Raw genomic sequence first — 26,753 nt, forward strand, 5'->3', positions numbered from 1 at the left:
CCGGTCTCCTGTTCCAGTTGCCTAGCTATCGCATGGGCAACCGGGCGTTCAATCGCAGACAAGCGACATGGCATCAATATTTTTGGCCAAAGCCGCCAAACTAATCGCGTGCCTGCGCGATGAACCCAATTTAATGATGTTGTGAGAAGACAGGGGAGATAAGCGCGTGGCTGTGCCGTCATACCGGCGTGAGGGGCCTGTCGTCAGTTCCGACACGTTCACACGCCTGGCCGATTTCGTGCTGCGGCGTCCAGCTTCCGTCTTCCCTCAGCCGGTGCTCGAACAGGCCCGTTACCTCCTGCTCGACACGCTGGGCATCGCCGTTGCGGCAGGACCGATGGAGGCAGGCCGCATTGCCCGCGACGCCGCCGTCCTGCTCTATGGCTCGGGCGACCCGCAATATTCCGCCCGCATGCTGTTCGACGGACGGCGCGCCAGCATTGCCGGCGCGGCCTATGCCGTCGCCACGCAGATCGACAATCTCGACGCCCACGACGGCTACAGCCCCACCAAAGGCCATATCGGCGTGGCGGTCGTGCCGGCGCTTGCAGCACTCGCGGAGGCGAGGCCCGACCTCACCGGGCCGGAGGCGCTGGCGTCCCTGGTCGTCGGCTACGAAATCGCCGGCCGGGCCGGCATCGCCTTGCATGCGACGGTGAGCGACTATCATACCTCCGGCGCCTGGAACGCCCTGGGCGTTGCGGCGATCGCGGCACGGCAGCGGCGGCTCGACGAAACGCAACTGCGCGAGGCGCTGGGCATTGCCGAGTATCATGGCCCGCGCAGCCAGATGATGCGCGAGATCGCCACGCCAACCATGCTGCATGACGGCTCCGGCCTCGGCGCTCTCGTCGGCCTCTCCGCGGCGGTGCTGGCCGAGCGCGGCTTCACCGGCGCGCCGGCGATCACGGTAGAGGCGCCGGAGGTCGCGATCCATTGGCAGGATCTCGGCGTCTTCTGGCAGTCGCTCCATCAATACCTTAAACCCTACCCGATCTGCCGTTGGGCACATGCGGCCATTGATGCCGTGCGTGGACTTTGCCTGGCGCACAACCTTGCCCCGTCCGACATCGGCCATGTCCAGGTCAACAGCTTCCACTATGCCGCAACGCTCTTCGACGGCATGCCGGACACGACCTCGAAGGCGCAATACAGCCTGCGCTTCGCCGTGGCGACCTTCATCCTCCATCGGCGCATCGGGCTCGAGCATATTTCCGGCTCCGGGCTCGTGGACGGCGCGGTCGCGGACATGCTGACGCGCATCACCGTGACCGAAACCGAACGCCACAGCGCCCGCTTCCCGGCTGGCCGCTGGGCCGACGTCGTCGTCACGACCAACGATGGACGCGTGCTGGCATCGGGCGACGTGCATGCGCGCGGCGGCCCTGAAGCGCCGATGACCAGGCAGGACGTCGAGGCCAAATACATGGAGTTCGCCGCGCCCGTGCTCGGATCTAGCCGCGCCGCTGCGATCCGCGACGCGGTGCTTTCGCTCGACGACCGCAACAGCCGCTTCTCCGATCTCTCGGCGCTGCTCTACGATCCTCCCAAGATTTCGAGCTGAGCGCGCAATGCCCCTCAGGCTCCTGAAATACGGTCTCAGCAGGGACTATCCGGTGAGCGGCGACATCCCCGCCACGCCCGAACTGAAGCCGGCCTATGACGTCGTCATCATCGGCGGCGGCGGGCATGGACTGTCCTGTGCGCATCACCTTGCAAAGTACCACGGCATAAAGAGTGTGGCGGTGCTGGAGAAAGCCTATCTCGCCGGCGGCAACACGGCGCGCAACACCACCACCATCCGCTCCAACTACATCACGCCGGAAGGCGTCGCTTTCTACAAAGAAGGCGTCGAGCTGTTCGAGCGGCTCTCGCACGAGCTCGATTTCAACGTCATGTTCTCGCAGCGCGGCCAGCTTACGTTGGCGCATAGCGAGGCGACGATGCGCAGCTTCCACATGCGTGCCGAAATGGGCAAGCATATGGGCACGCGCACCGAGGTCGTCGACCAGAAGGGCGTCGAGGAGCTCTGTCCGCTTTTGAATATGGACTATGGCGGTCCGCTCGAAATCCTCGGCGGGCTCTGGCATGCCGACGGCGGGACGGCGCGCCATGACGCCGTCGCCTGGGGCTACGCCGCCCAGGCGTCGCGACGTGGCGTCGAGATCCACCAGCGCACCGAGGTGCAAGACTTCGAGGTCGTCGGCGACCGGGTCCAGGCCGTCAAGACGAACAGGGGCCGCGTCGCTTGCGGCCAGGTGCTGATCGCCACCGGCGGCATGAACTATGACGTCGCGCTGAAGGCCGGCGTCGAGCTTCCCATCCGCTGCTATCCGCTGCAGGCAATGGTGACCCAGCCCTTGAAACCCTGGCTGCACACGCTGATCTCCTCCGTTTCGCTGCACACCTATCTCGTGCAATCCTCGCGTGGCGAGGTCGTCATCGGCGGCGGCTCCGATCCCTACCAGCTCTATTCGACGCGCTCGACGCTCGACATGAAGGAGCACCTCGCCGAGGGCGCCATCCACCTCTTCCCCTTCCTGCAGGGCGTGCGGCTGCTGAGGCAATGGGCCGGCATCACCGACATGACGCCGGACTACAGCCCGATCATGGGCGCCAGCCCGCTTACCAATCTCTGGCTCGACTGCGGCTGGGGCACCTGGGGCTTCAAGGCGACGCCCGTCGCAGGCAAGCGCATGGCGCAGACCATCGCCGACGGCCGGGTGCCCGATATCCTCAAACCATTTGCATTGGAGCGCTTCGAAACCTTCCGGCTGCTCAATGAAATGGGCGCGACTGCCGCCAGCCATTAGCCAGGAAACCACACTGACCGATGAAACTGCTTACCTGCCCCATGAACGGCCTGCGCAACATCGACGAGTTCCAGTCCTTCGGCCCGGTGCGTGCGCGGCCCGATCCGGACGCAACCGCCGATACCGAATGGTCGCGCCATCTGTTCCGCGCCGAGAACCGCAAAGGTATCGTGACCGAGTGGTGGCGGCACGTGCCGAGCAACTATTTCTTCCTGGCCGAGCGCGATCTTGTCAGCAACGAGATCATCCGCACCTTCGACGCGTCCGAGCTGCGGGACCGCGCATGAACCGGCTGCTCGCCCCTTTCGGAAGCCGCATCGATCGAAGCCAGCCTATCCGCTTCACCTTCGAAGGCAAGCCTTTTAAAGGCTATGAAGGCGACAGCATCGCCAGCGCCCTCGCCGCTTCCGGCCAATGGGTGTTGTCGCGCTCGTTCAAATATCATCGACCGCGTGGCATCCTGTCGATGACCGGGACCGACGCCAACGCGCTGGTGCAATTGCCATTCGAACCGAACGCTGCAGCCGAGCGCACGCCGATCAGAGAAGGGCTGCGGGTCAGCGCGCAGAACGTCAACGGCTCGCTTGAGCGCGACCGCGATGCCATCATGGACAGGTTCGGCCGCTTCCTGCCGGTCGGGTTCTACTACCGCACGTTCATGGGTCCGCGCCGCGACAGCTGGCTGAAATTCTGGGAGCCGATGATCCGCCGCAAGGCGGGCCTTGGCGTGGTTGACGCCAAGGCGCCGCACCGGCATTTCGACAAGACGCATCTGCATTGCGACGTGCTGGTGGTCGGCGCCGGCCCGGCGGGATTAAGCGCCGCGATCGCCGCCGCGGAGGCCGGCGTCGATGTGGCGCTGTGCGACGAGAATCCGGAGATCGGCGGCGCGCTGAGCTATGGCCGCTACGATCCGGCCATCCTCGCCGGTCTGTTGTCAAGGCTCGAGTCGCTGCCCAATCTCAAGGTGCTGACCGGCACCGTCTGCAATGGCTGGTATGAGGACAACTGGCTGCCGCTGATCCAAGGCGATCGCCTCCATCGCACGCGCGCCCGCGAGGTGATCCTGGGGACCGGTGCCATCGAGCAGCCGGCCGTCTTCCGCAACAACGACCTGCCGGGGATCATGCTCGGCGGTGCTGCCCAGCGCTTGATCCGCCACTATGGCGTGCGCCCTGGCACCAGCGCCGTGGTGCTGGCCGCCAATGACGACGGCTACCGGACGGCGCTCGACCTGCTGGATGCCGGCGTATCGGTCGTCGAGCTCATCGATCCGAGACCCGCCGGCGAGGCCGGTCCGCTGGAAGCCGAACTGCGCGGCAAGGGCGTCGCCATCCGCAAAGGCGCGACCATCGAAGCGGCGGAAGGCACGGCCGGAAATCGTCACCTTGCCCGCGTCCGTATCGGCGGGAGCTGGATCGCCTGCGACCTGCTGACGGTTTCGATCGGCCAGGCGCCGGCATGGCAACTGCCATGCCAGGCCGGCGGCAAGGTCGGCTATGATGCCGCGGCGGGAGCCATGACGATTACGCTTCCGCAAGGTCCCGTCCATCTCGCCGGCGCCGTTGCCGGATCGGATGATCTTGAGGACGCGATCGCCAGCGGCCGGCGCGCGGCGGCAGCCGCGCTCGCGCGACTCGGCCAAGCTGTCGCTACAGAATCTCCGGTCACGCCGAAGAGCGCCCGGTCCCATTACGTGCAGCCGATTGTCGCCGACCCCAAGGGACGTGACTTCGTCGACTTCGACGAGGATCTGCAAGTCAAGGATCTGCAGAACGCGACCAAGGACGGCTATCGCGAGATCGAGCTGGTAAAGCGCTTCACCACGGTCGGCATGGGCCCGAGTCAGGGACGCCATTCGGCCTTGGCGACCGCCCGCATCGTCGCCGAGGCAACCGGTAGGACGGTCGGCGAGATCGGCATCACCACGGCGCGGCCTCCTGTCGGGCCGGAAACGCTCGGCGTGCTCGCCGGCCATCACGAGGTACTGGAGCGCCGCACGGCGCTGCATGCGCGGCACATCGCGCTGAACGCCGCAATGAAGCCGGTCGGCGCATGGTGGCGGCCTTATTACTATGGTGACGCAAGCAGCGCTGACGAGTCTGTCCGCCAGGAAATCCTGGCCGTGCGCGAAGGCGTCGGCCTGCTCGATGTCTCGACGCTCGGCAAGCTGGAGATCCGCGGGCCGGATGCCGGCGAATTTCTCGACCGCCTCTACACAATGGCGCATGCCAATCAGCCGGTGGGTCGTGTCCGCTATTGCCTGATGCTGAACGAGATGGGCTCGGTGGTCGACGACGGCGTCGCCTACCGGATGGCCGAGGATCAGTTCTATGTGACGGCAACCACCGGCGCCGTCGCGCGCGTCTATGCCGACATGCTGTTCTGGAATGCCGAGTGGCGTCTGAAGGTTGACGTGCTCAACCTCACCGGCGCCTTCTCCGGCCTCAACGTCACCGGACCCAAGGCGCGCCAAGTGCTTCAGGCGCTGGAGAGCGACATTGACTTCAGCCGCGACGCATTCCCCTATCTCAGTGGCCGCGAAGGCATCCTCGCCGGTGTGCCGGTCCGTGTGATGCGCATCGGCTTCACGGGCGAGCTCAGCTATGAATTGCATTGCGCTTCGAGCCTGGCGCCCAGCCTCTGGGACGCGGTGATGGCGGCGGGCAGACCGCACGGCCTGCGTCCCTATGGACTGGAGGCGTCGCGTATACTGCGGCTGGAGAAAGGCCATATCCTGATCGGCCAGGATACGGATGCGATCACCACGCCTGAAGAATTGGGGTTCGGCTGGGCGGTCTCGAAGAAGAAGCCGTTCTTCGTCGGCAAGCGCTCTATCGAGATGCGCGCAAGGCTCGGCCATACCCGCAAGCTGGTCGGCCTGCAATTCTCCGCCGACGCCCGCAACATTCCCGGCCAGAGCTGCCTGGTGCTGCGCGGCGGCGCGCCTGTCGGCCAGATCACCTCGGTGGGATTTTCACCATCTCTAGGGACACACATCGCGCTCGCCTATGTCCATGTCGACGACCAGGCGGAAGGCAGCCGCGTGACGGTGAAGTGCCGCAATGGTGAACTGGTCGAAGTGCCGCTCGTCGCCCATGCCTTCTTCGACCCGACCAACGCGCGGCAGGAGATCTAGATGGCCGCCAGCACCGCGACGCGCGTCTACCCCTTCATGCCTGGCGGCGCGGCCGACAGCACGAAGCTGATTTCCGGTGCGATCATGTTGAGCGATCTCACGGACCGCCCGCGTTTCGGCTTGAAGGGCGGCGGCAGTGTCGCCTGGCTTGCCGCGCAAGGCATTACGCTACCCGCCGTCAACCGCATCGGCGACCACGGTCGCATGCGGGTCCTGCGCCTCGGCAACGAGGAGGTCCTGCTTCTCGCCGAGGATGCCAACGAGGATCTCGCAGAACTCAAAAACGCCTGGCAGGCCGCGACGGCGCCGAAAGGCTACTCCTCATGGCGCGAGGAAGGCTGGGCATGGATGCGCCTTTCCGGTCCTGGTTTTGCCGAAGCGATGAGCGCGCTTTGCGCGCTGGACCTGAGACCGCAAAAATTCGGCGCCGACGATATCGCCCAGACACGCGTCGGCCATATCGAGGCCGTGACGTTCCGTTCGCCGGCGGGTTTCGACATACTCTTCGACGTCACCGCTTCGGCCTACTTCGCCCGCGCCGTCGCGGCTGTGGCCGGCCACACAGACCAGCATAGAGGATAGTCATGACCCGCCCGCAAGGAACCATCGCCCCGATCCTGACGCCGTTCGAAGATGACGGCCGCATCGCGCGCGATCTGTGGATCTCCCACGCCAAATGGGTGCTCGGCCAAGGCGCGCATTTCCTCTCGCCCTTCGGCACGACGGGCGAAGCGCTCTCGGTGTCCTTGCGCGAGCGCATGCAGGCGCTGGAATGGCTGGTCGAGGCCGGCATCGCGCCGGACCGGCTGATGCCCGGCACCGGCGTCACCGCGCTGCCAGAAACGGTCGAATTGTCGGCCCATGCCGTCGATCTCGGCTGCGCCGCCGTCATGGTGCTGCCGTCCTTCTTCTACACCGGCGCCGGCGACAACGGCCAGGCGCGCTACTACAGCGAGCTGATCGAGAAGGTGGCAAAACCTTCGATGCGCGTGATCCTCTATCACATCCCGCAGAACTCGGGCGTGCCTGTAAGTCCAGCGCTGACGGCGAGGCTGAGCAAGGCGTTCCCAAACACCGTTGTCGCCTACAAGGACAGCGCCGGCGACTGGAACAACACCGCCGCCGTCATCGCCGCCGCGCCCGATATTTCGGTTTTCCCGAGCTCCGAGGCGCAACTCACCAAGGGCCTCGCCAGCGGCGCGGCCGGCTGCATTTCGGCCACCGTCAATTTGAACGCCGCCGCCATTCGCCGCCTCTATGACGCGGCCCGGAAAGGCGAGGACGTCGCCGAAGCCGATGGCGCTATCAAGACGTTCCGGAAGGTCATCCAGGATGCCGGGTTGATCCCTGCGATGAAGGCGGTGCTTGCAGTCAAGTCCGGCGACCGGCGCTGGCTGAACCTGCGCGCGCCGCATGAGAATGCGACGCTCGAGAACGGCCGGGCGCTGCTTGCCGTCCTCGGCAGCGCCGCCGATCGTATCGGCCGCGATTGAGATCGCGATGTCGGCGCGCCCAACAATCATCCTGCACACCGACAAGCCTGCCGGCGCGCTCGCGGTGCTTGCCGAGACACATCCGGATCTGGATGTTCATGCCTGCGACACCTATGCCGGCCTTCCCGCTTTGATCGAGCGGACCGCCGCGGAAGTAGTCTATTCGATCCGCTTCGACGGCACGCCGCGCTATCCGCGCCAGGTCCTCGTCGAGAGCCCGACGGTGAAATGGGTGTCGATCGGCGGCTCCGGCACCGACCATCTCGGTCGCTGGGATCCGAATCATGTGACGGTGACGAACTCGGCCGGCGTCGCCGCCGGTATGCTGGCCGAATATGCGCTCGGAGCCATGCTCTCCTTCTCGCTCGACCTGCGCGGTTTCGAGCGCCGGCAACAGGCCCGCCAATGGGGCGGCGGCCGTGTCGAACCGATCGAGGGCAAGACCATCCTTATCCTCGGCCTCGGCAAGACCGGCGAGGCCGTCGCGCGCCGTGCGCAGGCGATGGGCATGCGCACGCTGGGCATTCGCGCGCGACCGAAACCGATGCTCTCGCTCGACGAAGTGCATGGTCCCGACGCGCTGCTGCCTCTGACCGGCCGTGCAGATTTCATCGTCTGCTGCGTGCCTCTGCTGTCCACCACGCGCGGCCTGCTGGGCGAGGCCGCTTTCGCCGCGATGAAGCCGTCCGTCGTTCTCATCGACATTTCGCGCGGCGGCGTCATCGAGGAAAAGGCCCTTCTCGCCGCGCTTGATGCGGGGCGGATCAAGGGCGCGGCGCTCGACGTCTTTGCGACCGAACCGCTCCCGGCGGAGCATCCGCTCTGGAGCTACGACAACGTTGCCGTCACGCCGCATTGCGCTGCGGTTTATGACGGCTGGGACATCAAGTCGGTGCGCATGTTCGCCGACAATCTGGCGCGCTACCGCCGCGGCGAGCCGCTGGAGAATGTGGTCAATCCGGAACGCGGCTACTGAAAGCAATTCCAGGAAAAGTGCAGCGGTTTTCCGTGCGAGAACAAGAATCGAAGGGGAATGCTATGTCACAGGACAGGCGCGGCGGTCGCCGCAGATCGAAGCTCGGGCGCGGTGGCGGCGGCATCGCGCAGCTGCCGTGGCAGAGCGTCAAGAACCCCTACGCGCCTATGCAGCTCCTTGACGAGGAGCGCATCGAGCAGTTGCACAAGACCTCGATGCGCATCCTGTCGGAGCTCGGGATCCGCGTCATGAGCGAAAAGGTTATGGACCTGTTCGCCAAGGCCGGCGCCATCGTCGATCGCGAGGAGCGGACCATCCGCATCGACGAGAGCATCGTGACGGAAGCTCTGAGCAACGTGCCCTCCTCCTTCACGCTGACCAGCCGCAATCCGGACAAGCAGATCCATTTCGGCGGCAATTCACTGGTTTTCGGCCTGGTCGCCGGTCCGCCCAATGTGCATGACCGCATCAACGGCCGCCGTCCGGGCAACCTCCCCGACTACCAGAACTTCATCCGGCTGGCGCACCACTTCAACGCCATCCACATCATCGGCAACCAGGTGGTGGCGCCGATCGAGCTGCCGGCGAATTCCCGCCATCTCGACACCTACCATGCCAATCTGACACTGAGCGATCTCTCCTTCCATTGCACGGCGATCGGCCGCGCCAGGGCGATGGACGGCGTCAACATGATGGCGATCGCGCGCGGCATCTCGGTCGAGGAGATGCGCGCCTCGCCGGGCGTCACCACGATCATCTCGATCAACTCGCCGCGCCTGTTCGATGACGCGATGGCGGAAGGCCTGATCGCCATGGCCGAGCACGGCCAGCCGGTGACGGTGACGCCCTTCACGCTGATGGGCGCGATGACGCCGGTGACGCTGGCCGCCGCGCTCTGCCAGCAGAACGCCGAGGCGCTGTTCGGCGTGACGCTGACCCAGCTCGTCAACCCCGGCACGCCGGTGATGTACGGCGCCTTCACCTCCAATGTCGACATGAAGTCGGGCGCGCCGGCCTTCGGCACGCCGGAAAACGCCAAGGCCAACATCATCGCCGGCCAATTGGCGCGGCGCTACAACCTGCCCTACCGCACCTCAAATGCGAATGCCTCCAACGTGGTCGACTTGCAGGCCGCCTACGAGACCGAAATGGCGACATGGGGCGCGGTGCTCGGCGGCGCCAATTTGATCTATCACGCCGCCGGCTGGCTGGAGGGCGGGCTGACGGCGTCCTACGAAAAGCTCGTGCTCGACGTCGAGATCCTGCAGAACATGATGGAGTTCCTGCGGCCCTTGCCATTCCAGGAGGACGACCTCGGCTTCGAAGCCATCAAATCGGTGCCGGCCGGCGGCCATTTCTTCGGCGCCGAGCACACCATGTCGCGCTACACCACCGCCTTCTACCAGCCGATGCTCTCCAACTGGCAGAACTACGGCGCCTGGCAGGAAGCCGGCGGCAAGGATGCGCTGGACCGGGCGACAGAGCTCTGGCAGCAGGCGCTGCACGACTATGAGGAGCCGGTCATGGATCCCGCAATCCGCGAGGAGCTCGACGCCTATGTCGCGCGCCGCCGCGAGGAGATCGCCGCCAATCCGGAAGCTTAGGACACTACAATGCCTTACGACCTCGTTATCCGCCACGCGACACTGATCGCCGGCGACGGCTCGGCACCGTTCGAGGCCGACATCGCCGTTACCGGCGACAGAATCGCGGCGATCGGCCGGCTGGACGATGAGCACGGCATCGAGGAAATCGATGCTCTGGGCAAGATCGTCGCGCCCGGCTTCATCGACGTGCACACCCATGACGACGGCGCGCTGCTGGCCCCACGCGGCATGGACCCGAAGATCAGCCAGGGCGTGACGACGGTGATCGCCGGCAATTGCGGCGTCAGCCTCGCGCCGCTACTGCTCGACAAGACCCCGCCGCCGCCTTTCACGCTGGTCGGCGGCCGCGAGAACTTCCGCTTCGGCAGTTTTGCCGACTATGTCGCCGAACTGAAGCGGCGCGGCATCGCCACCAACGCGGCCCTGCTCGTCGGCCACACCACCTTGCGCCAGCGCTGCATGCCGGTGACCGACCGTCCCGCAAACGCAGCGGAAACGGCGGCAATGCAGGAAGCGGTGGCCGAGGCGATGGCCGAGGGTGCGTTCGGCCTCAGCACGGGGCTCGACTATCCGCCGGCCGTCAACTCGTCGACCGAGGAGGTCAAGGCGCTGGCCGCCACGGCGGCGGGCCTTGGCGGCCCCTATGTCACCCACACGCGCAATTATTTCGAGACGATGGACGAGGCGATCGAGGAAGCGATCGACATCGCCGACCATGCCGGCGGCAAGCTTTTCATCTCGCACCACCAGTGCACCGGCCGCGCCAATTTCGGCAAGAGCCGGCCTTCGCTGGAGCGGATCGACCGGGCGCGCGAGACGATGGACATCGGCATGGATGTCTATCCCTATGCCGCGAGCTCGACGGTGCTGCGGCTGGAGCGCTGCGATACCGGCCTGAAGATCCTCATCACCTGGTCCGATCCGCATCCGGAGATGGCAAGGCGCGAGATCGCCGACATTGCCCGCGAATGGAACTGCACCGAGCGCAAAGCCGGCGAGCGCCTGCTGCCGGCGGGCGCGGTCTACTTCCAGCTGGATGAGGAGGATGTCCGCAACATCATCGCCCATCCGCGCACCATGATCGGCTCGGACGGCCTGCCGCACGATATCCACCCTCATCCACGCCTCTGGGGCACTTTTCCGCGCGTGCTCGGACATTATGCGCGCGATGTCGGCCTGTTCAGCTTGGAGGAGGCCGTGTTCCGCATGACCGGCCTGCCTGCGCGTGAATTCGGCATCCAAGAGCGCGGTATTCTCGCCGAAGGCAATTTCGCCGATCTCGTCATCTTCGACCCCGAGACGATCATCGACACCGCCACCTTCGATGAGCCGCGCCGGCCCGCCGCCGGCATCGACCATGTCTTCGTCAACGGCATCTCGGTCTGGCGTGGCGGCAGAGCCACCGGAGCGCTGCCCGGCGCGGTTCTCAAGCCTTCGGCTTCAAAGACGATATTCAAAGGCGCATGCGGCTGTGGCGCCGGTCACAGCGCCTCATAGATCCGGTCTACGCTCTCCAGCGTATAGGCGAATTCCACCGGCCGCGTGCAGCGCCAGCCTTCGAAGGGCTGTTCGGCAAGCGCCTTCAACGCCTGCCGCAGACGCAATATGCCGCCGCCATAGAGCCGGTTCGCCATGTCGAGCATGCCGGTGCGGTGCATGGCTTCCGTCATGCTGCCGCAGGCCTCTTTCACCAGCCAGACGCGAAAACCCTGATAGACCGCATCGAACACGCTCTCCGTCACACAGCTGTCGGTGAGCACGCCGGTGACAACAAGGTTTTCAACCCCGAGCGCGGCGAGGCGCTGCGAAAGATCGGTGCGGCGAAAGGCACTCGGCCAGTGTTTGTGGATGACGATGTCGCCGGGCACGGCAGCCACCTCGGCGCAGATGTCCGCGCCTTCGCTGCCCGCTACGGCGGAGCGGAATTCTTCGGTCAGGATCTCCTCCTGCCGCGCGTAGCCTTCACGCTCTTCCGGCTTGACCCAAGCCTGAGCGTGGATGACCGGCACGCCAGCCTTGCGGGCGGCCTCGATCAGCGCTGCGGCATTGGCCAGCACCGCGTCGTAGCCGACGACCGGCCATGCCGCGCCAGGTCGGTACTCATTCTGCAGGTCGATGACGAGCAAGGCAGTCTTGGCGAGGTTCATGGCTGATCCAGGAGATTGTCGAAGTCGGTGACGAAGCGCAGAAGCAGACGTATCGCCTGATCGAGATCGGCGATCTCCATCGCTTCATGCGGATTGTGGCTACCGTTTTCGTTGCGCACGAAGAGCATGGCGGTCGGAATGCCCGCGCCGGCGAACGTGGCCGCATCGTGCCCTGCTCCGCTCGGCACATGCGGCGCCCTCATCTGCAATGCGGTCGCGGCGCGGTCGAGCCTAGCGATCAACGCCGGCGACATGGTCGCCGGCTCCCAGGTGAAGCGCGGGCCGGTCTCGAAGCTCACCCGACGCTTGCCGCCAACCTCCGTGAGAATAGTCTGCAGCCGCGCCTCGATCCGCTCCAGAACGGCCGCCTCGGCGCTGCGCACATCGAGTGTGAAACCGAGCTCACCCAGAACACGGCTGCCGCCATGCTGCGTCGGATCGGACTGCACGCGGCCGAAGGTGATGGTGGCCTCACGTCCTTCGCGTTCGAGCGCATCCCATTCGATTTCGAGCGCGGCGACCAGATCGGCAAAGCCAAGCACGCTGTCATGCCGGGCGAAGCGCGGCTCAGCGCCGGAATGGGCGTAGGCGCCAAGGCATTTCGCATCGACATAGCGGAAGCCGCCGGCGATCCCGGTGACGATGCCGACCGGCGCTTCGGCGGCGGTCAAGCGTGGCCCCTGCTCGATATGCACCTCGACAAAAGCCGCGATCCGGCCTGCATCGATGCCGGGCACGCCGCGCCACACGGCGTCGGGATCGAAGCCTTCCTCGCGCATGTGCTCGGCCAGCGTGCGCCCGCTGTCGGACCGCCTGGCTTCGAGCGCCCGCGGATCCAGCAGGCCAAGCGCCGCCTGGCTGCCGGGGTAGGACAGCGGAAACCAGACGGCCTCCTCCGCCCGCGTTGCCAACACGATGAGGTCGCGTGGCAAGCGGATGCCCTGCCCGACCAGTTCGGCCATGACCGCCAGGCCCGCCACGACACCGGCGGCGCCATCGAAATTGCCGCCATGCGCCACGCTGTCGAGATGCGAGCCGATGACGATCGCCGGCAAATCCGGGTCACGGCCTTTCAGCGTCAAATAGAGGTTGCCGGCGGCATCGACGCGCGCGACGGCGCCGAGCTTTTCCGCCTCCTTGCGCACAAAGTCATGGGCGAAGCGCTCGCCCGGCCCGTAAGCAACGCGCGTGATTCCCGGCGCGTCCGTCGTGGCTTCGGCGAGTGCGTTCAGGATACGTCCCGCCAGTTTCCCACCGGCCGTCAGTGAGCTCATGGCGCGGCCCGTCGAGCTTCGCCCTCGGCGCCGAGCAGCCGGTGCGGCGTCAGATCGTCCAAGGAAACGCCTTGCCTCGCGACATTGTCCGGCAGGCCGCCGCCGGCGATCAGGCTGGCGCAGATGCGCGACAACGCCGGCGAGGTTTTGATGCCGTAGCCGCCCTGCCCGACCAGCCAGACGAAATCCGGAAATTCGTCATCCGGCCCGACCACTGGCGACCCGTCGGCGACAAATGTCCGCAAGCCCGCCCAGGAGCGCGACACGCGCTGCACCTCGATTGTCGTTGCCCGTTCGAGACGCTCGGCGCCGATCGCGACATCGATGTCTTCGGCAAATGCGTCCATCGGCGTCGACGGCGTGGCGTCGGCCGGCGACACGAACAATTGCCCGGCATCCGGCTTGAAATAGAATTCCGCGCCGACATCGTTGACCAGCGGCCAGTCGCTAATGTCGACACCCGCAGGTGCGGGAATGTTGAAGGCGGTGCGGCGCTTTGGCTGCAGGCCGACCGGGCGCACGCCAGCCATCGCAGCGACCTCGTCGCCCCAGGCGCCAGCCGCATTGACGATCAGCGGCGCAACGAATGTTCCCGCTTCCGTCTCGACCCGCCATAGACCGCCCTGTCGGCCGATGGTCCGTACACCCGCCTTGGTGACGATGCGCGCGCCATGCGCTCGCGCGCCGCGCAAAAAACCCTGGTGCAGGCCGTTGACGTCGATGTCCATCGAATGCGGTTCGATATAGGCGCCGGCGAGGTAGTCCCGGCGCAGCACCGGCACGCGCGCGATCGCCTCCGCCGGCGCCATCGCGACGATCGTGGGAACGAGCGCCTGCGCGGCCGCCAGATCTTCACGCAAAAGGTCGAGTTGGTCGGTGCGCGCCACGGTGATCATGCCGCGCTTGCTGAGCAGCGGATAATCACAAAAACCCGTCGGCGGCTCGGTGAGAAACGCCCGGCTGGCGAGCACGATGCGGCGGATGACGCCGTTGCCGTAATTCTCGGTGAAGCTCGCCGCCGAGCGTCCCGTGGTGTGATAGCCGCAATGGCTCTCGCGCTCGAGCAGCACGACCTTCTTGTCGCGCGAAATCTCGAAGGCAGCGCCGGCGCCGGCCATGCCCCCGCCGATGATGATGACTTCGGTCTGCCCGCTCATCGGCGCTCATCCTCCACGACTATTTTGCGCGGCACGGCTGGCGGCTCGCCCAGGCGGCCGCGGCGCGCGCGATCGCGGGCGCCCCGCCCTTCGGCCAGATTGTCGGCCGGCGAGTTCTGCACGGCGCAATCCCGCAAAGCGAGGTCGCTGACAAAAGGCACCGGCTTGCCTGCGATTGCCATGCCTGTCAGCCGCGCCCACACGGCGCGCCGCTTGCGCACTTGATGCGACTGCAATTCGCTGATCTCGGCGATGCCGCTCTCCCGCTTGATCTGCAGTACGCCAGTCTCAACGGCCGCGTCGAACAGCTCCAGCCCGCGCTTCGTGCGCACGATGATGCCATTGAGTGGCTCGTCCTCGACGGCCGGTCCGCCGTTCAGCCAGGAATCCGATACCGCGATATCCGCCACCTGCCCGATCGCGTCGGGGCAGATCTTGCAGCGCGGCTGGATCATCCATTTGTCCTCGTCTTCCCACAGCTGCCGATAGCTGATCTCGAAGGCGCGGCCGTCTCTGGTTTCGACGCGGTTCAGGCCAGGATTTCCATATCCCCGGTAGCGGAAGAGAGCGAGCTCGTCCTCACGAAGGCCAAAACGCTCCAGCACCTGTTCCGACTTGGTCAGGTCAGAGGCCCCGCCGCAGACGAAGGCGAGCGCATAGCGCATATATTCGTCGACCCGCAGATCGAGCCGGGCCAGGTTTCGCACCGCGGTGATGTCGCAGGGCTTGGCGATCAGGGCGAACGGCTCGCCTCGGTCGAGGATGTCGTTGAAATCCGCCAGCGTCGCCGCCGGCCCATAGCGCGAGCCGGCGCCTTCGAGCACCGAGGCGCTGTCGAAGCTTAGCCTTCGTTCCGTGCGCATCGGCATGGAACGCGAGGCCGCGACGTGCAGCACGAACTTGACCCGTCCCGAGTCGAGCAGGAACTGCCCGAGCGCCGTCAGCGTCCCGCCGCCGGAGCCGACAAACCGCACTGTGGGATTTCCAGCGGAGCCGAGCACAAGCCGTTCGACAGGCCCCCAGACAGTATCCGCTAGCCTGGCCTCGCGTCTTTGCGCCGGAGGCGGACCGGCGATCCTCGTTCCTGGGCAGACGGCGTTGATCTTCGCCAAGGTCGCCTTATCCAACGCCTGCCTCGCCACTGGCCGCTCTCGGCCTTCCGGCGTCATCACCATCTCGATTTCTCCAGCACCGGCAATCCAGACGCAAAGGCCGCAACCGATGCAAAGTCCGTTCTCCACGATGTCGCCAAGCGACAGCGGGTCGGCTGCGAGCGCCGCGGTGTCCTGACTGTATCCGGTTTCGATCAGGCCCATCGCGGTCTCAGACAGGCTCCGAGATGCGCTTGTACTGGTCGGGGCGGCGATAGAGCTCGAAGTTGAAATTCACCTTCCGGCAGGTCTCGATCAGATCGAGATCGGCGCGGTGGACAATGACCTCGTCGTCGAGCGACATCGCCTGCGCGGCGATCTCGCCGGTCGGCGCGATGATGCAGGATCCGCCGATCAGCGCTTGCCCGTCTTCCAGGCCCGCCTTGGCGGCGGCGCCTATCCAAAGCGTGTTCTGGTAGGCGCCGGCCTGCATCGGCAGATGATTGTGGAACATTCTCAGATGCGCCAGCGCCGGCGCCTCGTCGAGCAGCAGCGGGGTGTTGTAGCCGAGCAGCGCCACCTCGGCGCCGTTGAGGCACAGCATGCGATAGGTTTCCGGCCAGCGGCGGTCATTACAGATGGCGAGACCGACGCGCACGCCGCGATAGTCGAAGACCGGAAAGCCGAGGTTGCCCGGTTCGAAGTAACGTCGTTCGAGATGGGTGGTCGTGCCTGCTTCCGGCTCGCTCGAACCCGGCACATGCATCTTGCGATAACGGCCGATGGAGGCGCCATCCGGCCCGACCAGATCCATCGTGTTGAAATGGCGCCTGCGACCCTCTTCATGCGCCAGTTCGCAATAACCCAGCGCGAACCCGACCTTCACCCGCGCGGCGGCATCATAGAGCCGCTGCGTCTCGGGTCCTGGCATCGAGACTTCGAAGAAGGCATCGATCTCGGCCTGGTCGTCGATGCGCCAGCGCGGAAAGAACGTGGTCAGCGCCATTTCCGGAAACACCGCGATCTCGGCGCTGGAAGCCGCTGCCTTTTCGAGCAGATGCACCAGCCGCCCGACTGTCTCGGCGCGCGTGGCGCTGCGCTGGATCGGTCCGGTCTGGCAAACGGCGATGGTCAGGCATCGAGCCATGGTGTCCAATCCTCGACTGGTTTTCCCAAAAGCGCCGGATCGGCTGCGGCGCGCGCCACGAAGCGCCCGAACCCCGGTTCGGCCTGCAGCTTGCCGTCGGCGACCACCGGCACGCCGCGCACCAGGACGGTGGTCGGCCGGCCGGTGACGACCTTGCCCTCATAGGGCGTGAAATCGACGTGCGAATGCAGCGCCTTGTGCCCGAGCGTCCAGCGCGCAGCCGGATCCCACAGCGCGAGGTCCGCGTCGAGCCCGACGGCGATCCTGCCCTTGCGATCGGCGAAGCCGTAGATCGAGGCGGCGTTGCGCGAGGTGAGGTCGAGATAGCGCTCGAGCGTCAGGCGGCCTGTGAGCAGCCCTTCCGAAAACAGCAGCGGCAGGCGTGTCTCGATGCCGGGAATGCCGCTCAGCGTCGTCGTGAAACCGGGTGTTTCGGAGCGGCCGATCTTGTCGGCGAAATAATATGGCGAATGGTCCGACGACCAGAGGTCGATGCCGCCGTTAATCAGCTCCTGCCACAGATGCCCATGGCTGCGCGGCGACCGCGGCGGCGGCGAAAAGACGAAGCGGGCCGCGTCGACTGCGTCGCGGTCGAGGTCAGCCGCCCCGAGAAACAGATATTGCGGACAGGTCTCGGCGATGGCGGCCACCCCGCGCGCCTTCGCTCGCGCCACTTCCTCCGCCGACTGCCAGGACGATACATGCACGATAGTCATGCGCGCGCCGGTCATCTCGGCGAAGGCTAAAGCGCGATGCGTCGCCTCGCGCTCCATCGTCTCGCTGTGGGCGACGACATGATAGCGGATATCGGTGCGGCCGAGATCGATCAGCCGCTGTCGCGTGCGCCGGATCGCGGCGTCATTTTCGGCATGGACCATGACGATCCAGCCTAGTCGTCTCGCCGTATCGAGCACTCGGAAGAACAGGTCGTCGTCGACGGCAAAACCCTGATAGGTCATGAACAGCTTCACCGAGGAGATGCCGCGTACCGCAAGCGCCGCAAGTTGCGCCTCGACATCGGCGCCAGTGCCCATGGTGACCACGGCATGCAGCCCATAGTCGATCACGGGACGCCCCGCCGCGCGCTGCAGCGCGCGGTCAATGGCGCCGATGGTGGTCATGTCCTGCCCGGGCATGCCGAACGGGACGATGCAGGTGGTGCCGCCAAAGGCCGCGGAGATCGTGCCGGAATAGAAATCGTCGGCATTACCCGCGCCGCCCCAGACCGGCTGGTCGAGATGGCAATGCGCGTCGATGCCACCGGGCATCACCCAGCTGCCGCCGGCGTCGATCGATTTCCCCCCGGTCAGGCCTTTGCCGATCGCGGCGATGCGGCCGTCGTCGATGCCGATGTCGCACTCGGCCCAGCCGTCGTCGAGCGCCACGCGCCCGCCTTTGATCACCAGCTCATGCATTGGCGTCCCCTCGCCGGCCGGCTCATCCGACGGCCGCCGTCACCATGATCTCGACACGGTACTGGTCGCCGGCAAGCCGCGCTTCCACCGTGGCGCGCACCGGCATGGCGCTCCTGTCGATCCAGGCGTCCCAGGCCGTGTTCATCATCTCGAAATCGGCGATGTCGCGGAGCCAGATCTGGACGCTGAGCAGCTTCGACTTGTCGCTGCCGGCCTTGGCCAGAAGCGTATCGATCTTGGCCAGGATCTGCTTGGTCTGGCTGGTGGTGTCGCCGGAAAGATCATCCGCGGTCAGGCCGGCCACATAGACGGTGCCGTTGTAGCGGAGCACCCGGCAGAAGCGCTGGCCGTTTTCGAGGCGTTCGATCGTCATGATGTTCCCTTCCGCTGGGTTCCAGATCCGGTTTTTGTCTATGGTAAGGAGGGTGCAAAACCGCTGTAAAGCCCGCGACGCGCCGAGACGCCGCTTTCCTTTGCCGGCATGGCCAAAAAAATTTAAGCCATAGCCGCGTCAATCTTCGTTTGTGGCAGCCACTATAAAGTGTAGCTTCAGCTCGGGCTGCCGTCGGTCAACGGTGCCGCCAGGGAGCCGCCGCAGCCGCATTCATGAGGTCGATCGCTCAATCCGCGATGAGGCTTTGGCAAAATGCTGAGCGCTCCCGCGCCATGCTGCCGATCATGGTCGGCGTCTGCCTCGCTTGCATCGGCAGCGCCATGCTGACCACCGCCGTGTCGCTGCATCTCGGCAAGCCCGGCATTTCGCCCCAGGTCGTGCAGATCGTGCTGACCGCCTATCCCGTGGGCTTCCTCGTCGGATGCCTGGTCACGCGCCCGGCTGTCGCCCAATACGGCCACGAGCGCACCTTCGTCGCGATCCTTGTGCTGGCGCTGCTGGCCGCTTCAGGCTTTGTCTTCACCGAATTCCTGCCGAGCTGGATCTGCTTCCGCCTGCTCGGCGGCATGGCGATGGCGTCGTTGTTCGTGGTCTGCGAAAGCTGGATCAACCTCTACGCCGAGCACCACAATCGCGGCGCGTTGTTTTCGCTCTACATGCTGACGACGGCGATCGCCGTGCTGCTAGGACAACTCCTTGTCGGCCTGGTCGGTCCGCAATCGCCGCATCTGTTCCTGGTCGCGGCGGCGACGGTGCTTCTGGCGTTGATCTCCAAATTCATCGGCGGTCGCTGGCCGGCGCTGCCGGCCAGCGATCCGGAGCACGCAAGTTCGGCGAGACCGGTCAAGCGCCTCGGCCCGCTGGCGCTCTTTCGGCTGGCGCCGGTGACGGTCGTGGCGATCTTCCAGGGCGGCATCACCAACATGAACATCTTCGTGCTGACGCCGATCTACGGCACGCAGATCGGGCTGTCGGCGGCAACGACGGTCGGGCTGGTTACGACCATCAGCATCGCCGGCATGCTGGCGCAGACGCCAGTCGGCTGGCTGTCGGACAGGTTTGAGCGACGAATCATATTGCTTGTCCAGGGCGTCCTGTCCGTCACGCTCTGCGCTGCGATCGCCTGGCTCGGCAATTTTTCGGTGCCGCTGCTCTTCGTGCTGTTCTTCCTCTATGGCTGCACGGCGCTCACCGTTTATCCCGTGGCGATGGCCTTCGGCGCCTCGCAATTGCACAGCCGGCACATGGTCGGCGCTTCCGGCACGCTGCTCCTGCTCTATTCGATCGGCAATGTCGCGACGCCCGGCATTTCCGCCGGCCTGATGGACCGCATGGGCGCGCCGGCCATGTTCCTCTTGCTCGGCGGCGGCGCCGTGCTGGTGACGATAGCTGCCTGCTACAATCTTTTACGCCGGCCGGTCATCGCGCCGGCGATGCAGGCAGTCAAGGAGCAGGTCTGATGACGGATGCAATGAACCGCATGAAGGGCAGCGTCATTCTCATCGCCGGCGCTGCCAGCGGCATCGGTGCGGCGATTGCACGACGCTGCGCTGCCGAAGGCGCAAGCGTCGTCTGCGCGGATTACGATCTTGAGGCTGCGACGAAGCTTGCCGAAGCGCTTGGCCCTGCCGCGGCCGCTTGCCAGTGCGATGTGAGGAACATCGAGTCCGCCGAAGCGGCCGTCGCATTCGCCCGGCAAAAATTCGGCCGGCTCGACGGGCTGGTGCACAATGCCGCGGCCCCCTCCACCAACGCCACCGTCGTCGATCTCGATGAGGATGCGTGGCGGCACGAGATCGATATCGGCCTGACCGGCGCCTTTCTGATGAGCAAGTTCGCCGTGCCGCTGATCGCCGCAAGCGGCGGCGGCTCGATCGTCTTCATCGGCTCGCAATTCGGGCGCGTCGCCACGACCAAGGCCGTCGCCTATTGCGCTGCCAAGGCCGGGCTGATCCACCTTGCCAAGGCGATGGCCGTGGACCACGCGCCCGACAAGGTTCGCGTCAACAGCCTGTCGCCCGGCGCGGTGGCCACGACCCGCCTGCTGCGCCGGTTCGCCGATTTCGAGGCCGCCAATGCCGGCCTTGGTCCCGCCCATCTGCTCGGCCGCATCGCCGATCCTGACGAGATCGCCGCGGCGGCGGCTTTCCTGCTTTCCTCGGATGCATCCTTCGTCACCGGATCCGACATGCTCGTGGACGGCGGCTATGCGACGCGCTGAGCCCGTATTTTCAAAGGAGTTCCCATGACCCTGCTCGTCACTGGCGGCACCGGCTTCGTCATGAGCGTGGTTGCGCGCGCTTGGCTGGATCGCGACCCTCTGGCCCGTGCCGTGATCCTCGACCGCTCCGGCCTCGACGCAGCCGCTGAAAAGCATTTCGCGCCGGTGCGCGACCGGCTGACGGTAATCGCTGCCGATATCCTCGACCCGCAAGCCTGGTCCGCGACGCTCGACCAGCAAGGCATCACGGCACTCGTCCACGGCGCGACGATCACGCCGATCTCACGCGGCAGCGCTTCGGAGGCCAAGCGCCAGCCGGAGGCCGAGGATCCGGCACGCATCGTCGACGTCAATCTGATGGGCACCGTGCGCATGCTGGAGTGGGCGCGCGCGAGGCCCGGCCTCAAGCGCTTCGTCTATGTCAGTTCCGGTTCGGTCTACCGCCACAACGGGCCCGACTGGAGTAGCGAGCCGCTGCCGGAAGACGGCTATGTCGCGCCGCTGACGCTCTACGGCATCTCGAAATTCGCTTCCGAGATGGTCACCAACCGCTATGCCGACCTGTTTAACCTGTCGGCGGTCTCGGTGCGGCTTGCTTCCGTCTACGGACCGATGGACCGCGCCACCGAGAGCCGCAACTTTCGCCATGTCCCCAACCGCGTCGCGCATATGGCTCTGGCCGGCGAGACGATCAGGCCGAACAGCCTGGAGCCTGTCGGCGACTATGTCGCCTCGACCGACGTTGCCGCAGCGATCCTCGCACTGATCGACGCGCCGCACCTCAATTACCGTCACTACAATATCGGCTCCGGTTCCAGCCAGACCATCGGCGAGATCATCGGTTGGGCAAAGGAACGCGTGCCGGGGCTGAAGGCCGAGGTGGCATCAGGAGAAGACGCCAACATCGTCCAGGACGTGGCGCTGAAAGGCGGTATGTGGGGCGCCTATGACATCGCCCGCATCCTGCGCGACACCACATGGCGGCCGCGTCCCGGCAAGGAAGCCTTTCACGCCTATATGGACTGGATTGCCGCCAACGAAAGCTGAGGAGAGTACCGATGCCGATCGATCTCCAGCATGCCCAGCCGCGCGACTTTGTCGGCTATGGCCCGCATCCGCCCTTCGTCACCTGGCCGGGCGGCGTGAAGCTCGCTGTCAACCTCGTGCTTAACTACGAGGAAGGTTCGGAATACAACTGGCTGGATGATGGCCGCAACGACAATTGGGGCGAATACAATCTGACCAGCAGCCCGCCGGTGCGCGATCTCGGCACCGAGACGCATTTCGAATATGGCAGCCGCGCCGGCGTCTGGCGCCTGGTGCGCCTCTTCGATCGCTACGACATTCCGGTCACCTTTTCCGCCTGCGCCGTGGCGCTGGAGCGCAACCCGCCTTTGGTCGAGTGGATGAAGAGCCGCCGCCACGACCTGATGGGCCATGGCTTGCGCTGGATCGACTACACGATGATGGAGCGCGGCGAGGAAGAGCGTCACCTGCACGAAGCCATCGCGCTTTACGAGAAGCTGCTCGGCAAGCGGCCGCTCGGCTGGAACTGCCGCTCGCTGCCTAGCGTCAACACGCGCGACCTTCTGGTGAAGGAAGGCGGCTTCCTTTACCACTCCGATCCCTGCAATGACGACCTGCCTTATTTCCTCGACCACCGGGGCACGGATATACTGGTCGTCCCCTACTCCAAGACGCTCAACGACAGCCGCTATCTGGTGGCTCCGGGCTATAGCAATCCCCGCCACTTCGCCGAGGACTGCCGCTCGGCCATCGACTATATGCTCTCCGAAGCCGACGAGACCGGCGGCCGCATGCTGACCATCGGCATCCACGCCCGCTGGACGGGCCAGCCCAACCGCGCATCGGGTCTACGCGAGGTGATCGAGCATATCCAACAAAGCGACGGCGCCGCCTTCATGCGCCGCGAGGACATCGCCCGCTTCTGGCGTGCGAACCATAGCCGCATCGAACAGCGCGGCTGAGCGATGTTCGAAACGCTGATCCGCGGTGGAACGGTGGTGAATGCCGAAGGCATCAGCCACAGCGATATCGGAATCGCCGCGGGCAAGGTCGCCGCAATCATCGCGCCCGGCGAAGCCGCCGAAGCCAGGATGGTCGTCGATGCCTCAGACTGCTTCTTGCTGCCAGGTCTGGTCGATGCGCATGCACATCTGCGCGACCCTGGCCTGACTCAAAAGGAAGATTTCTCCTCCGGCACGCATGCGGCCGCACTCGGCGGCGTGACGACCGTGCTCGACATGCCGACCGACGAACCGTGGACGGCCACGCCAACGCAACTCGCCGACAAGATGGCCATCGCCGAAGGCCGCATCCATGTCGACGTCGGCCTGCAGGCCGTGATCAGCCGCGACCTGTCGCTCATCCCTGGCCTGCTTAGCCTTGCGCCGGTGTCGTTCGAGCTGTTCACCGCCGACGTGCCGGACGTCTTCCTCTTTGCCTCGCTCGACGCGGTCGCCGAAGCGCTCAAAGCTTTTGCCGGTGCCGATACGCTGATCGGCATTTCACCCGGCGATCAATCGATCCTGAACGGCAGCGCTATGCGCGACCGCTCGGGCGCCATCGCCGCCTTTCTGGACAGCCGGCCGCCGCTGGCCGAAGCCAACGGCATCGCCCGCGCCCTTATCGTCGCGGCCTCGGCGGAGGCAAAAATCCACGTCCGGCAGATCAATTCCGAACTGGGTGTCGAGACCTGGAGCCGGCTGCGCGGCATGGCCGACGCCAGCGTCGAGACGACGCCGCAGAACCTGTTCTTCACAGCGCAAGATTACGAAGCTCTGGGCGCTAATCTGAAGGCTTCGCCGCCCTTGCGGTCGCCGCATGACGTCGATGCGCTGCACGCTGCGCTCGGCGCGGGACTGATCGACATCGTCGCCACTGACCATGCTCCGCACGCACCGGCCGAGAAGGCGGCGCCTTATGCGGCTTTCGCTGACGTTCCGGGCGGCATGCCGGGATTGCAGACGCTGCTTCCCACCATGCTGAAGCTGGTCGATGACGGGCTCATCGCCCTCCCCGATCTGGTGCGCATGTGCTCTCGCAATCCGGCCGAGCGCTTCGGCCTCGGCCGACGCAAAGGCCGCATCGCCGCCGGCTACGACGCCGATCTGCTGATCCTCGATCCACACCAACCCAGCACGATCGCCAATGCCGACCAGGTGTCTCGGGCCGGCTATACGCCCTTCGACGGTTGGGCCGTGAAAGCGCGCCTGACCAACGTCTTCCTGCGCGGCCGCGAGATCGTGCGCGCAGGCAGGCTGGTCGGCCCGGCGCAGGGAAAGATCGTCACTCGGGAGAGCTGAACACCATGGCCTTGCTCGCAGGTAAAACCGTCATCGTCACCGGAGGGAGCTCCGGCATCGGCCGTGCCATCGCGCTGAAATTCGCGGCGGAGGGCGCGAGCGTCGTCGTTGCCGACATGGTGGAGCAGCCGATCGAGGACGGCGAGAGCACCACCGACATGATCCGCTCGGCCGGCGGCGCTGCAATCTACGTCAAGACCGACATATCCGACTGGAGTGCCGTCGATGCGCTGGTGGGCGCAACGGTCGCGCGGTTCGGTCGCCTCGACGTGATGGTCAACAATGCCGCGATCTACACCAGCACCAACCTGATCGAGACCACGCCGGAACAGTGGAACCGCGTCATCGGTGTCAACCTGACCGGGTTCTTCTACTGCAACAAGCGCGCCGTCACGCAGATGCTGACCCAGGCGCCGGTCAATGAGGTGCGCGGCCGGATCATCAACATCTCCTCGCAGCACGGCATGGTCGCCTGCCCCGGCGATTTTCCCTATTCGGTGAGCAAGGGCGGTATCGTGCAGATGACGCGCCAGATCGCCGTCGACCATGCCGACGACCTGATCGTCTGCAACGCCATCGCGCCGGGCAAGATCATCACCGGCAAGCCGGGCGTCGCCAACGATCCTGGTGCGCTCGAGTATTCGCGCCGGCGCACGCCGTGGCCGCGGCTCGGGCATCCTAACGACGTGGCGGGCGCGGCGCTGTTCTTGGCCAGCGATATGGCCAGCTACGTCACCGGGATAAACCTGATGGTTGACGGCGGCTGGATGGCCGGCTGACGAGTGATTGCCGGGCCGCTCTGGCAACCAGGCACGGGATGACGCCTGACGAATACCGGGCGAAGTGGGGACTGGCGAAGGACTACCCTAATGATTGCCCCAAACTATTCGGCCGCCCGATCGGAATCTCGAACTAACGAAGGAAAGCGTCCGGCCTCGAGTTTCTAGGGCGTGGGCAAAGCGCGGGCAAGCCGTGGGCGAAGCCATTTTTTTCGCAATGAAATCAAAGGTCATGGTGGGCCCGGAGGGTGTGAGGTCGTCAAGCAAAATCAATGGCTTACAGGATGGCTAGCCAACCCATATCCTTCGTATCGTCTCGTATGGTCTGGCGAACCGGATAAGAACCCGAAATGAGCCACCTTCTTATTCGCTAATCGTAGGTCGAAGGTTCGATTCCTGCCGGGTTCACCACTTGGGCTCGCTATAGTCTCACCTGACGTTGTTAAGGTCGGTATTCCGGGCAACACCGCCCTATCGCTCACTGAAAATCCTCGTGTCAGTGGTTCGAATCCGCCTCTGGGCACCATCCCCTCTTCGGTCCGTTCCGGACACATAGGTTACGGTTTATACCGGAGACATGGGTAACACTTTTGGCCCGAAGGGGTTGTGGAGTGGTTCGAGCCTGAATGTCTCATCATCAAAGTACCCCAAATCATAGTCCATGAAGCTGGCAAGCCAGATATGGTCTTCGATCTGTTTGATGCCGACGGTCTGGCCGGCAAAGACGAGGCTAAGGTTGATCTTCTTGCGATTGTAGCAGATGCGACCGCAGGTGGTGACGGCGACGGCCTTATCGTGAAACGGATAGTCGAGCTCTGGCAAGCCAGTGTAGGGGCGCGTTGAGGGCGTGTAGCGCTCTGCCGGGCAGTCCATGCCGAGCGCCTGATGCGGGCACTCTGAGTTGAACTCGTCGATGAAGTCATCGAACCTAGCCTGTTGCTGAAGGAAATTGGCGCCAGCCGGTTTGGTGGCTTCCTTCTTCAGGGTGAGGTGCATGCGCTCGTGGCGCCCATTCTGCTGTGGGCAGCCCGGCTGGATGCGCTCGATGTCGATGCCCAGGCGCAGCCACCAGACCGACAGCTTGCTGAGGTTGAAGAGCGCGTTGGGGCTGGCGAAGGGAACGCCATTGTCGGTCCTGATGGCGCGGGGCAGACCGAACTCCTTGAAAACGCTCTCGAACACGGTGAAGGCATAGGCTTCCTTGGTGGTCGACAGCGCCTCGCAGGCAATGAGATAGCGGCTGGCGAAGTCAGTGATCGTCAGCGGATAGCAATAGCGCCGATCGGTGAGCATGAACTCGCCCTTGTAGTCGGCGCACCACAGATCATTGGGTCGACAGCTGCTTGAAAGTGGCGTCCCCGTCGCCTTGTTGCGCCGTCGCTTGCGGTGCTCGACCATACCGTGCCGGTCGAGCACCGCATGCACCGTCGAGATCGCAGGCCTGTGCACATCCGGATAGAGCCGGGCCAGCCGCTCGCGTATCTTAGGCGCACCCCAAGTCGGCTTGTCCTGCTTCAGGCGCACAATCAGCTTCTCGATTTGAAACGGAAGCTGATTGGCGTGGCGATAGGGACGGCGTGACCGATCCGTCAGCCCCTCAAGGCCGCTATCATTGTAGCGCGCGAGGATCTTGTAGCCGGTCTTGCGCGAGATATCGAATTCCCGGCAAAGGACCGCCATCTTCTCTCCGTCCAGCAGACGGGCCACGAACTTAAGCCGCTCGTCCATGACGTTACACTCCTTCCAAGGCACCTTGCTCTCCTTGCAAAGGGCC

At 65.2% G+C, this 26,753-nt stretch carries 23 protein-coding genes and 1 pseudogene; 16 read left to right on the forward strand and 8 right to left on the reverse strand.

The window, feature by feature from the left end; genetic code table 11:
- Positions 1–166 precede the first annotated feature (166 nt).
- The 9 genes from LB538_RS11635 to LB538_RS11675 all read left to right on the forward strand — a co-directional run bounded on the left by LB538_RS11635 (position 167) and on the right by LB538_RS11675 (position 11,525).
- Positions 167–1,564: an MmgE/PrpD family protein gene (locus LB538_RS11635; RefSeq protein ID WP_224523175.1), complete on the forward strand. Its 1,398-nt coding sequence runs from the start codon at positions 167–169 to the stop codon at positions 1,562–1,564.
- Between the two features lie 7 nt (positions 1,565–1,571).
- On the forward strand, positions 1,572–2,813 hold the full coding sequence (locus LB538_RS11640) for an FAD-dependent oxidoreductase (protein ID WP_224523177.1): 1,242 nt from the start codon (positions 1,572–1,574) through the stop codon (positions 2,811–2,813).
- A gap of 20 nt (positions 2,814–2,833) precedes the next feature.
- Positions 2,834–3,100, forward strand: a complete 267-nt coding sequence (locus LB538_RS11645; RefSeq protein ID WP_224523179.1) for a sarcosine oxidase subunit delta — start codon at positions 2,834–2,836, stop codon at positions 3,098–3,100.
- The gene (locus LB538_RS11650; RefSeq protein ID WP_224523181.1) at positions 3,097–5,952 is read left to right on the forward strand and encodes a 2Fe-2S iron-sulfur cluster-binding protein; all 2,856 of its coding nucleotides are present in this window, start codon (positions 3,097–3,099) and stop codon (positions 5,950–5,952) included. The genes LB538_RS11645 and LB538_RS11650 overlap by 4 nt, the downstream gene beginning before the upstream one ends.
- Positions 5,953–6,534, forward strand: a complete 582-nt coding sequence (locus tag LB538_RS11655; RefSeq protein ID WP_224523183.1) for a hypothetical protein — start codon at positions 5,953–5,955, stop codon at positions 6,532–6,534. It begins immediately after the preceding gene.
- A 2-nt stretch (positions 6,535–6,536) separates the two neighbouring features.
- Entirely contained in the window at positions 6,537–7,445 is a 909-nt protein-coding gene (locus LB538_RS11660; protein WP_224523185.1) for a dihydrodipicolinate synthase family protein, read from the forward strand.
- A 7-nt stretch (positions 7,446–7,452) separates the two neighbouring features.
- Positions 7,453–8,421, forward strand: a complete 969-nt coding sequence (locus LB538_RS11665) for a D-2-hydroxyacid dehydrogenase (protein ID WP_224523187.1) — start codon at positions 7,453–7,455, stop codon at positions 8,419–8,421.
- A 62-nt stretch (positions 8,422–8,483) separates the two neighbouring features.
- Entirely contained in the window at positions 8,484–10,025 is a 1,542-nt protein-coding gene (locus LB538_RS11670; protein ID WP_224523189.1) for a trimethylamine methyltransferase family protein, read from the forward strand.
- A gap of 9 nt (positions 10,026–10,034) precedes the next feature.
- Positions 10,035–11,525, forward strand: a complete 1,491-nt coding sequence (locus tag LB538_RS11675; protein WP_224523191.1) for an N-acyl-D-amino-acid deacylase family protein — start codon at positions 10,035–10,037, stop codon at positions 11,523–11,525.
- On the opposite strand, the gene LB538_RS11680 is transcribed toward LB538_RS11675, so the two are convergent.
- Genes LB538_RS11680 through LB538_RS11710 form a run of 7 tightly spaced genes read right to left on the reverse strand, consistent with a single transcriptional unit; the run spans position 11,510 to position 18,632 of the window.
- A complete protein-coding gene (locus LB538_RS11680) occupies positions 11,510–12,175 on the reverse strand; it encodes a cysteine hydrolase family protein (protein ID WP_224523192.1) in 666 nt (221 codons plus the stop codon). The genes LB538_RS11675 and LB538_RS11680 overlap by 16 nt on opposite strands.
- Positions 12,172–13,449: a Zn-dependent hydrolase gene (locus tag LB538_RS11685; RefSeq protein ID WP_224523194.1), complete on the reverse strand. Its 1,278-nt coding sequence runs from the start codon at positions 13,447–13,449 to the stop codon at positions 12,172–12,174. The genes LB538_RS11680 and LB538_RS11685 overlap by 4 nt, the downstream gene beginning before the upstream one ends.
- Positions 13,446–14,606, reverse strand: a complete 1,161-nt coding sequence (locus LB538_RS11690; RefSeq protein ID WP_224523196.1) for an NAD(P)/FAD-dependent oxidoreductase — start codon at positions 14,604–14,606, stop codon at positions 13,446–13,448. The genes LB538_RS11685 and LB538_RS11690 overlap by 4 nt, the downstream gene beginning before the upstream one ends.
- The gene (locus tag LB538_RS11695) at positions 14,603–15,922 is read right to left on the reverse strand and encodes a Coenzyme F420 hydrogenase/dehydrogenase, beta subunit C-terminal domain (protein WP_224523198.1); all 1,320 of its coding nucleotides are present in this window, start codon (positions 15,920–15,922) and stop codon (positions 14,603–14,605) included. Before LB538_RS11695 ends, LB538_RS11690 begins: the two co-directional genes overlap by 4 nt.
- Positions 15,923–15,929: 7 nt before the next feature.
- Positions 15,930–16,844 carry a nitrilase-related carbon-nitrogen hydrolase gene (locus tag LB538_RS11700; RefSeq protein ID WP_224523200.1) on the reverse strand — a complete coding sequence of 305 codons (915 nt, stop codon included), beginning with the start codon at positions 16,842–16,844 and terminating at the stop codon, positions 15,930–15,932.
- Positions 16,829–18,259 carry a dihydropyrimidinase gene (gene hydA, locus LB538_RS11705; protein ID WP_224523209.1) on the reverse strand — a complete coding sequence of 477 codons (1,431 nt, stop codon included), beginning with the start codon at positions 18,257–18,259 and terminating at the stop codon, positions 16,829–16,831. The genes LB538_RS11700 and hydA overlap by 16 nt, the downstream gene beginning before the upstream one ends.
- Positions 18,260–18,281: 22 nt before the next feature.
- A complete protein-coding gene (locus LB538_RS11710; protein ID WP_095768554.1) occupies positions 18,282–18,632 on the reverse strand; it encodes a RidA family protein in 351 nt (116 codons plus the stop codon).
- A gap of 293 nt (positions 18,633–18,925) precedes the next feature.
- On the opposite strand from LB538_RS11710, the gene LB538_RS11715 reads away from it, so the two are divergent.
- The 7 genes and pseudogenes from LB538_RS11715 to LB538_RS11745 form a co-directional block, all read left to right on the forward strand.
- Positions 18,926–20,113 carry an MFS transporter gene (locus tag LB538_RS11715; RefSeq protein WP_224551444.1) on the forward strand — a complete coding sequence of 396 codons (1,188 nt, stop codon included), beginning with the start codon at positions 18,926–18,928 and terminating at the stop codon, positions 20,111–20,113.
- A complete protein-coding gene (locus LB538_RS11720) occupies positions 20,113–20,874 on the forward strand; it encodes an SDR family NAD(P)-dependent oxidoreductase (protein ID WP_224523211.1) in 762 nt (253 codons plus the stop codon). The genes LB538_RS11715 and LB538_RS11720 overlap by 1 nt, the downstream gene beginning before the upstream one ends.
- Before the next feature lie 24 nt (positions 20,875–20,898).
- Positions 20,899–21,921, forward strand: a complete 1,023-nt coding sequence (locus LB538_RS11725; protein ID WP_224523212.1) for an NAD-dependent epimerase/dehydratase family protein — start codon at positions 20,899–20,901, stop codon at positions 21,919–21,921.
- An 11-nt stretch (positions 21,922–21,932) separates the two neighbouring features.
- On the forward strand, positions 21,933–22,862 hold the full coding sequence (locus LB538_RS11730; RefSeq protein WP_224523213.1) for a polysaccharide deacetylase family protein: 930 nt from the start codon (positions 21,933–21,935) through the stop codon (positions 22,860–22,862).
- Between the two features lie 3 nt (positions 22,863–22,865).
- Entirely contained in the window at positions 22,866–24,200 is a 1,335-nt protein-coding gene (locus LB538_RS11735) for a dihydroorotase (protein WP_224523214.1), read from the forward strand.
- A gap of 5 nt (positions 24,201–24,205) precedes the next feature.
- Positions 24,206–24,979, forward strand: coding sequence for an SDR family NAD(P)-dependent oxidoreductase (locus LB538_RS11740; RefSeq protein WP_224523215.1), 774 nt, complete (start codon positions 24,206–24,208; stop codon positions 24,977–24,979).
- 26 nt (positions 24,980–25,005) lie between these two features.
- Positions 25,006–25,147, forward strand: a pseudogene (locus LB538_RS11745) (MucR family transcriptional regulator); the annotation flags it as partial.
- A gap of 396 nt (positions 25,148–25,543) precedes the next feature.
- On the opposite strand, the gene LB538_RS11750 reads toward LB538_RS11745, so the two are convergent.
- A complete protein-coding gene (locus LB538_RS11750) occupies positions 25,544–26,731 on the reverse strand; it encodes a helix-turn-helix domain-containing protein (RefSeq protein ID WP_411909009.1) in 1,188 nt (395 codons plus the stop codon).
- Positions 26,732–26,753 lie beyond the last annotated feature (22 nt).

Origin of the sequence: Mesorhizobium sp. Ca11, assembly GCF_020165275.1 — a bacterium.
In the GTDB taxonomy this organism is placed as follows: domain Bacteria; phylum Pseudomonadota; class Alphaproteobacteria; order Rhizobiales; family Rhizobiaceae; genus Mesorhizobium.

Bases quoted from the DNA above. Each gene is read 5' to 3' on its own strand.
- LB538_RS11735 (WP_224523214.1), top strand. From the start codon at position 22,866: ATGTTCGAAACGCTGATCCGCGGTGGAACGGTGGTGAATGCCGAAGGC.
- LB538_RS11695 (WP_224523198.1), bottom strand. From the start codon at position 15,922: ATGGGCCTGATCGAAACCGGATACAGTCAGGACACCGCGGCGCTCGCA.
- LB538_RS11685 (WP_224523194.1), bottom strand. From the start codon at position 13,449: ATGAGCTCACTGACGGCCGGTGGGAAACTGGCGGGACGTATCCTGAAC.
- LB538_RS11655 (WP_224523183.1), top strand. From the start codon at position 5,953: ATGGCCGCCAGCACCGCGACGCGCGTCTACCCCTTCATGCCTGGCGGC.
- LB538_RS11675 (WP_224523191.1), top strand. From the start codon at position 10,035: ATGCCTTACGACCTCGTTATCCGCCACGCGACACTGATCGCCGGCGAC.
- LB538_RS11730 (WP_224523213.1), top strand. From the start codon at position 21,933: ATGCCGATCGATCTCCAGCATGCCCAGCCGCGCGACTTTGTCGGCTAT.
- LB538_RS11700 (WP_224523200.1), bottom strand. From the start codon at position 16,844: ATGGCTCGATGCCTGACCATCGCCGTTTGCCAGACCGGACCGATCCAG.
- LB538_RS11720 (WP_224523211.1), top strand. From the start codon at position 20,113: ATGACGGATGCAATGAACCGCATGAAGGGCAGCGTCATTCTCATCGCC.
- LB538_RS11680 (WP_224523192.1), bottom strand. From the start codon at position 12,175: ATGAACCTCGCCAAGACTGCCTTGCTCGTCATCGACCTGCAGAATGAG.
- hydA (WP_224523209.1), bottom strand. From the start codon at position 18,259: ATGCATGAGCTGGTGATCAAAGGCGGGCGCGTGGCGCTCGACGACGGC.
- LB538_RS11650 (WP_224523181.1), top strand. From the start codon at position 3,097: ATGAACCGGCTGCTCGCCCCTTTCGGAAGCCGCATCGATCGAAGCCAG.
- LB538_RS11670 (WP_224523189.1), top strand. From the start codon at position 8,484: ATGTCACAGGACAGGCGCGGCGGTCGCCGCAGATCGAAGCTCGGGCGC.
- LB538_RS11645 (WP_224523179.1), top strand. From the start codon at position 2,834: ATGAAACTGCTTACCTGCCCCATGAACGGCCTGCGCAACATCGACGAG.
- LB538_RS11710 (WP_095768554.1), bottom strand. From the start codon at position 18,632: ATGACGATCGAACGCCTCGAAAACGGCCAGCGCTTCTGCCGGGTGCTC.
- LB538_RS11690 (WP_224523196.1), bottom strand. From the start codon at position 14,606: ATGAGCGGGCAGACCGAAGTCATCATCATCGGCGGGGGCATGGCCGGC.
- LB538_RS11640 (WP_224523177.1), top strand. From the start codon at position 1,572: ATGCCCCTCAGGCTCCTGAAATACGGTCTCAGCAGGGACTATCCGGTG.
- LB538_RS11725 (WP_224523212.1), top strand. From the start codon at position 20,899: ATGACCCTGCTCGTCACTGGCGGCACCGGCTTCGTCATGAGCGTGGTT.
- LB538_RS11740 (WP_224523215.1), top strand. From the start codon at position 24,206: ATGGCCTTGCTCGCAGGTAAAACCGTCATCGTCACCGGAGGGAGCTCC.
- LB538_RS11715 (WP_224551444.1), top strand. From the start codon at position 18,926: ATGCTGCCGATCATGGTCGGCGTCTGCCTCGCTTGCATCGGCAGCGCC.
- LB538_RS11660 (WP_224523185.1), top strand. From the start codon at position 6,537: ATGACCCGCCCGCAAGGAACCATCGCCCCGATCCTGACGCCGTTCGAA.
- LB538_RS11665 (WP_224523187.1), top strand. From the start codon at position 7,453: ATGTCGGCGCGCCCAACAATCATCCTGCACACCGACAAGCCTGCCGGC.